We start from the raw sequence: 6,773 nt of genomic DNA, 5'->3' as shown, positions 1-6,773 counted from the left end.
TTTATATAATAAAATCTATTTTAAAATTTCTTTAGCTATACTTTACAAAATCATTTAAAGGCAAAAAATGTTTAACAAATTTCTGTTGTTTTTCTTTGTGTTTTCGGGCTTTTGCTTCGCGATGACGCCCGAACAGATCAAAGACTATATCGCGCAAAACAGCGAGAATATCGAGCAGCTGCAAGCAGAACCATCTAAAATTTACGCCAGCTCGCCGCCGCTTTTATATATGCTTTACGCACTTGATCTCGCTAAAATCAGCGGCGTAAATTTCGAATGGAACGCCTTCGAGCGCCCCTACGTTAAAAAAGAGGTGCAAGAGCAGCCCGTCGTGGGCGGCTTTTTCGGTCAGGGTAAGATTCCAAACGCCGAGATGCTGCTGCGCCTAAACCCAGATCTCATCCTCGTAAACGCAAGCTCGCGCAACGCCAAAAAGATGAGCGAGGTTTTCGGCTCAATCAAAAAGCCGATGCTCTATCTAAGCGCAGTGAGGCTCGAGGATTATCTGGACGGGTTTGAAATTTTAGGCGAAATCACGGGCAAAAAGGAGCGCGCAGCAGGTCTCATAAACTACGCGAAAGAGTCGCTAAATTTGACTGCGCAGATTGAGGAATACATTAAGAAAAACAATCTGCAAAAGGTAAAAATTTACTACGCGCAGGGCGGCGACGGGCTAGCCACCGAGTGCGAGGGCTCGTGGCACGCGACGCTCATCGAGCGAGCAGGTGCACAAAACGTGCATAAGTGTAGCGAGGATCCAAACGCCAAGGCTTTCGGGCGCGTAAAAATCAGCTTCGAACAGCTCGTTAAATACGACCCCGATGTCATCCTCATCTACGAAAAAGAGCTGTTTGATAAAATTTACGGCGATCCGAAGTGGCAGCTGCTAAGCGCGGTTAAAAACAAAAAGGCCTACTACATCCCGCGCGAGCCCTTTTCGTGGTTTGACCGCCCGCCTTCGTTTATGAGGTTTTTGGGGCTAAAATGGCTGATAAATTTAACCTGCCCCGAAGCGTTTAAATTTGACATGGTTGCCGAAACGCGCGAGTTTTATAAGCTATTTTTAGATCTTGAGCTCACAGACGAGCAAATTTATAAAATTTTGGGACGCACAGAGTGAGTAAAGAAAGATGAGCAAAAAGGCGTTTGCGTTTTTGGCCCTCCTGCTGGCGCTTTGCGTCGCGGGCTCGCTGCTGCTGGGCAAATACGGCTTTAGTGCGAGCGATTACGCGCGCTACGTCGCTGCTCTTTTAAAAGGTGAAAATTTAAAAGAGTATGAAGTGATGCACACGCTCTTGCTCGAGATCCGCCTGCCGCGCATACTTGCCTGCGTGCTCATCGGCGCGAGCCTAGCGATCAGCGGCGCGGCGTATCAGGCGATGTTTGTAAACCCGCTCGTAAGCCCCTCGATACTGGGCGTACTAAGCGGCGCGGGATTTGGCGCAGCGGTCGGGATGTTTTTTAGGCTCAATGAATACCTAATCCAGCTTAGCACATTCGGCTTCGGTTTTCTTGCCGTGGCGGTGGCGCTTGGCGTCTCGGCGCTGTATTCGCGCAGCGGTAGCATCATCGTGCTAGTTCTTGGCGGCGTCATCAGTGGCTCGCTCTTTACCTCGCTGCTCTCGGTGCTAAAATACGCCGCAGACCCGAACGACGCGCTTCCTGCGATCACCTATTTTTTGATGGGAAGCCTCGGCTTTGCGTCCAAAAGCTTCATAGAGATTTCAATCCTGCCGATGTGCGTGGGCGTTTTGCTACTGGCGCTTAGCGGTAAATACCTAAACGCGCTAAGCCTTGGCGAGGAGGAGGCAAAGAGTCTGGGCGTAAACGTTACGCGAGTTAAAATTTTCATCATCCTTGTCGCGACCTTCGTTAGCGCGCTTAGCGTGACGATCGCGGGCATCATCGGCTGGATCGGGCTTATCGTGCCGCACATTGCGCGCTTTATATTCGGTGCCGACAACCGCGCGGTGCTCGCCAGCTCGGCGATGATCGGCGCGATATTTTTGCTCTTTTGCGACAGCTTCTCGCGGCTCATTTTTACCTTTGAGATCCCCATCGGCATCGTCACCTCGCTATTTGGCATCCCGATGTTTATCATCGTGCTGCGCCGCGCCAAGAGGAGCTTTTGATGCAAGAAAATTTGATAGAAGTGCGAAATTTGCGCTTTGCTTACCAGGGCAAGCCCGTGCTAAAGGGCATCAGCTTTGACGTCGCGACGGGCGATACGCTAAGCATCCTAGGCGCCAACGGTAGCGGCAAAAGCACCCTGCTTCGCATAATGCTCGGATTTTTAAAATTTGAGGGCGAGGTGCTAATCGGCGGCAAAAGCGTGCGCGACTACGGTAAGCGCGAGCTCGCCTCCCTCATCGCCTACGTGCCGCAGACGCACGCGCCGTCCTATGACTACAGCGTCTTTGGCGTCGCGCTGATGGGCGCGCTGTGCAGGACGCCGCTGTTTTGTAGCTTTAGCGCAGCGGATAAAAAGCTAACCGAGCAGGCGCTGGAAAAGATGGGCATCGCGCATCTAAAAAACGCGCCCTACACAAAGGTCAGCGGCGGAGAGCGGCAGCTGGCGTACATCGCGCGCACGCTGGTTCAAGGCGCGAAAGTGATCTTTATAGACGAGCCTACCAACGGGCTGGACTTTGGCAATCAAATCAAGCTACTCGAGATGATAAAAGCGCTGGGAGATGAGGGCTACACCTTCGTGCAGACGACGCACTACCCGCGGCATGCGAAATTCGTTTCAAATTTGACGCTATTTATAAAAGACGGCGAAATTTTAGCCTTTGGCGAGAGCGAAAAGCTCATAAACTCTGAAAATATCGATAAAATTTACGGCATAAACTACGAAAGATATGAGGGGATGTTGTAGTATTAAGTTATTTAGTATTATAATTATATATAAATTATTAATCATGCAGGAGGAATGGCATGGGAGAATTGTCAAAGACAATCGGAGAATATGGAGAGAATCTGGTAGAAAAATTTTTATCTGCTGTAGGGTGGAATCATTTACTAAAAGGTATTGAGCTGAAGTGTTCAAACGAAGAACATACTAATAAAAAAGGCAACCCATTAAAAACACATGGGATAGATTTTTTGTACTCATATATGAATCCTCTTGTTGATGGGCACTTAAACAATATTATTATATCGTCTAAATTTCAAGCTAAAAAATATTCAAATAGTCCAACGAGTAAATTTAAAGACTTTATGCGAGATTTAATATGCACTATGGAATGTTTTGATAATTCTGCTCAAAAGGAAGAAATTATACGGGGGTTTGACTTTTCTTTTGCAAATGACGTCGGCGTATTATTTTGGTTAAATAATGACACAACGAGCATTGATGATTTGATTAAGGAAGTTTCCTCAGCTAGATTGAACATTATTAGAGATAACACCATTTATATTATAGACAATAAGCGAGCCTCTTTTATATTAACAGTGATGAATTTTATAAAAAGCAATTCAAAGTATAAACACTCATTTTGGTATCCTTCAACCGGACGTAATCTAAATCCTCAAGAAAGAAAAGATACAGGAACAATTCTTCCTGTGGAATATCTTAACTCAAGTATTATTCCAATAAAATTAGAAAATAAAGATAATCACAAAGAAAGTAGCTTACTTCTTGCCACCATAGACAACTTTGAAGCTGATGAGTGCATGCGTTTAATGGGGCTAGCAAAAGATATCTCTAAAAATTTGGTTGGAGAAGTTATTCTTGCTTTTCCTGACTATAATGAATTAAATCATAAAAATGCTTGCTCTCAACTCAAACAAAGATTTCAGGATAATAATTTTACGAAATCAGTAATTATAACAAATTATAAAAATAATCTGGAGGGCTTTTGATTATGAATGTAGAACACAAAGATATAAATAAATTTATCCCTTACGGAGAAATGTTGCGAGGCTATTCAAGTCAAAATCTAATATCAAAGGCGGATATAGATAGAATATTAAGAGAAAGGGGAATTTTTGCTTTAAATCAAGAAAAAGCCTATACAGTACCTATTTTGCAGACCTTACTGTTATCGCCAAAAGAGTTTGAAGAACTACGGCATTCTTTTTCCGAAAGAGAAGACAATGAAAAAACTATTTCAAGAGAAATACCTTGGATATCTGGCAAATCAATTTTTATTAAGGACATTCTCTCTGTCAAGGAAGATAACTTTGTGAAAAAATTTTTGCCAACATGTGAACTCAAACGTCCTATCTACTTCACAAAATTAAATGATGACGAAAACCATTTAATTGCTGATTTTATGCTTATAAGGCGCGATCGAAATAAAGCATGGTTTGAGCAAACAAACATATTTTCTGGAAAAATAGAACTTATAAACAAACAAGGCAAAGGAAATATAAGAATAACCTATACGGCGCCTGAAACTAAGTATTTGGCGGAACAAATCGTAAAAACTCAAATTAAAAAATATAAGGAAAAGGGTCTTATTTCTGAAGATGAAACATTGAAGAAAATTATTTTTTCAGATTTTACCAATGAAAGTAGATTTATCTTTTTTTATAGATTAACAACTCAATTAGATACTGATTTTTTTACTTGCAAAAACATAAGAGATATATCAATTAAACCGGCAGAAGATATGCTTCTTCCCGATGAGATCAAATGGATGGATAACATGAAAAAAATATTACTCTCGGGCGACAATTTGGATCAAAAATTTTTTATGAAAGATCCAAAATATCATAAGTCAATTTTTTTATGGAGTATTGAAGCAGTCTTTTCGTATGAGTATAAAAGTGAAAAGGGAAATATGGCTTTAGTCTTGGGTTTTCCTGATTATTTTTCAGATAAGAATAATGCAGAATTTGAAATAAATATATCACAATTTAATACAGAAAAAAGAGTTGACGCAAAAACAAAGAAAAAATTAAAATCCCAATTATTATCCGAAATAGATAGACAAAAAATACTCGTATATGATAAATTTCTAGAAGATATGAAGGGAAAATAAAATATGGTAACATATTTAGATGCTTATATTTCTGAACTCTCTTTGCATTTAGTTGGAAATAAAATTGCTGATGACGGTATAGAATTATCAAAAAATACTATTTGCATAGATTCTCAAATGGAGCAAAATTTATTTTTATATTTCCTCACCCCCTTTATCTCCGAAGATTATTACTGCTTTCACCATGAAAGCGATTTGAGCCTAAACGAAGTGTATTTATATGTATCAAAAATTTTTAAAAATAAAGACTTGCTTTACGAACAGTCCATAAATTTAGCCAAGCACCTCTACGAACAAAGCACTCACCCTAAAATCAAGGGTGGCGAGTTTTATACCGTTTATTTTAAAGATTGTATTTTAGGCGGGGAAACGCTTGATGCGATCGGTTTATTTAAGTCCGAAAATAAAGATACTTTTTTAAAGGTAATACGGCAAAATGGAAATTTTAACTTAGAAAGCCAAAAGGGCATAAATATAAAAAAGCTTGATAAAGGCTGCTTAATATTTAATAAAGAGCAAGAAAGCGGCTATGTGGTAGCTGTCGTGGATAATGCGGGCAAAGGCACCGAAGCTCAGTATTGGATAAATGATTTTTTACATGTGCGTAAACGAAAAGACGGGTATGCCAATACTCAAAATTTTATGTCTTTCACAAAGAAATTTATAACTGAAAAATTACCCAAAGACATTGAAATTTCAAAGGCGGATCAAATTGAACTATTAAATAAATCGATACAATTCTTTAAAGTCAATGATTTGTTTAATATTGATGATTTTGATAATGAGGTTATGGCTGAGCCGAATTTGATCAAAAAATTTCATCATTACAAAAAAGAATACGAAGAACAAAGCGACACTCTCATCGACGATAAATTTACGATTTCCGAAGCCGCTCGTAAAAAACAACAACGTTTATATAAGCGCGTGATTCATTTAGATAAAAAAATACAAATAGTCATCGATGGCAACCGCCAAAATATCGAGCAAGGCGCAGATAAAAAAGGTAAATTTTATAAAATTTATTATGACGAAGAGTGCTAGTATGGCAGTGAGAGTTGCACAGGCAAACCTACGCTGTGCGGCCTCAATAGAATTTGACTCGTTTGTCATTTATTCATAAGAAAGCAACAGGCGATTAACTTCATCTAGGAAATAAGTCGCCCCGGAGCGTAAACTGTGTTCAAAAAATTTGGTATAGATAAAGAAGCAAAATGAGTCCTCGTGAGATATTTTTAAACGGCTGCGCCGAGATCGCGGCAAATTTTACGGACTTCAAGCCCACGCAAAAGGGGCAAAGATTAACGAAGATCGGGTGCGACAAAGATATTTCATTTGAAATTTATTTCAGCTCCAGCATGCGCAACTACGCCGGCAGCGTAAGCATCCTGCCGCAGGTCGCGATCTACTGCAAGCGCTTAAAAAAGCTGATGCAAGAGGAGCTGCCCTACTCGAGCGACCTTGTTTTCGTATCGTATCTAAGCTATCTCACGCCGCGCAGGCAGTTTCGCGACTGGCAGCTCGCGGGCGCTAGCTTTGAGCCCAGCGTGTGTGAGATTAGCGCGGCTATCAAGGACTGCGCGCTGCCTATTTTTGAGCTTTTTGAAGATAAACAAAAGGCGGTGGAATTTATGATGCGACACGGGGCTAAATTTAACAAAAATCTAAGCGCCCTCGATCTGCGCCCGATCTACTTTGTATATTATTTCGGTGGCAGGGACGCGGCAGAGGCGTTTTTCAACGTCTGCCTAAGCGATTGCACCTACAAAGGGCGATTTTATAAGCTTT

At 41.1% G+C, this 6,773-nt stretch carries 7 protein-coding genes; all 7 read left to right on the top strand.

Features of this window, described 5'->3' with window-relative positions; genetic code table 11:
• The first annotated feature begins 67 nt into the window (after positions 1 to 67).
• Positions 68 to 1,120 carry an ABC transporter substrate-binding protein gene (locus tag Q0101_RS10150; RefSeq protein ID WP_297945165.1) on the top strand — a complete coding sequence of 351 codons (1,053 nt, stop codon included), beginning with the start codon at positions 68 to 70 and terminating at the stop codon, positions 1,118 to 1,120.
• 10 nt (positions 1,121 to 1,130) lie between these two features.
• Entirely contained in the window at positions 1,131 to 2,132 is a 1,002-nt protein-coding gene (locus Q0101_RS10145) for an iron ABC transporter permease (protein WP_297945162.1), read from the top strand.
• Entirely contained in the window at positions 2,132 to 2,878 is a 747-nt protein-coding gene (locus tag Q0101_RS10140; RefSeq protein WP_297945159.1) for an ABC transporter ATP-binding protein, read from the top strand. Before Q0101_RS10145 ends, Q0101_RS10140 begins: the two co-directional genes overlap by 1 nt.
• 59 nt (positions 2,879 to 2,937) lie before the next feature.
• Positions 2,938 to 3,864 (top strand): hypothetical protein, encoded by a 927-nt coding sequence (locus Q0101_RS10135; protein WP_297945156.1) that lies wholly within the window; start codon positions 2,938 to 2,940, stop codon positions 3,862 to 3,864.
• 2 nt (positions 3,865 to 3,866) lie between these two features.
• Complete coding sequence (locus Q0101_RS10130) at positions 3,867 to 4,988, top strand: hypothetical protein (protein ID WP_297945153.1); 1,122 nt, start codon at positions 3,867 to 3,869, stop codon at positions 4,986 to 4,988.
• Between the two features lie 3 nt (positions 4,989 to 4,991).
• Positions 4,992 to 6,029 (top strand): nucleoid-associated protein, encoded by a 1,038-nt coding sequence (locus Q0101_RS10125; RefSeq protein WP_297945150.1) that lies wholly within the window; start codon positions 4,992 to 4,994, stop codon positions 6,027 to 6,029.
• A 170-nt stretch (positions 6,030 to 6,199) separates the two neighbouring features.
• Positions 6,200 to 6,773: hypothetical protein (locus Q0101_RS10120; protein ID WP_297945147.1), on the top strand; the 574-nt coding region annotated here is incomplete at its 3' end.

It is taken from the genome of uncultured Campylobacter sp. (assembly GCF_937921625.1).
In the GTDB taxonomy this organism is placed as follows: Bacteria; Campylobacterota; Campylobacteria; order Campylobacterales; family Campylobacteraceae; genus Campylobacter_B.
Note: the sequence above shows the minus strand (reverse complement) of the source record. Positions and strands in the feature narration are given on the sequence as shown.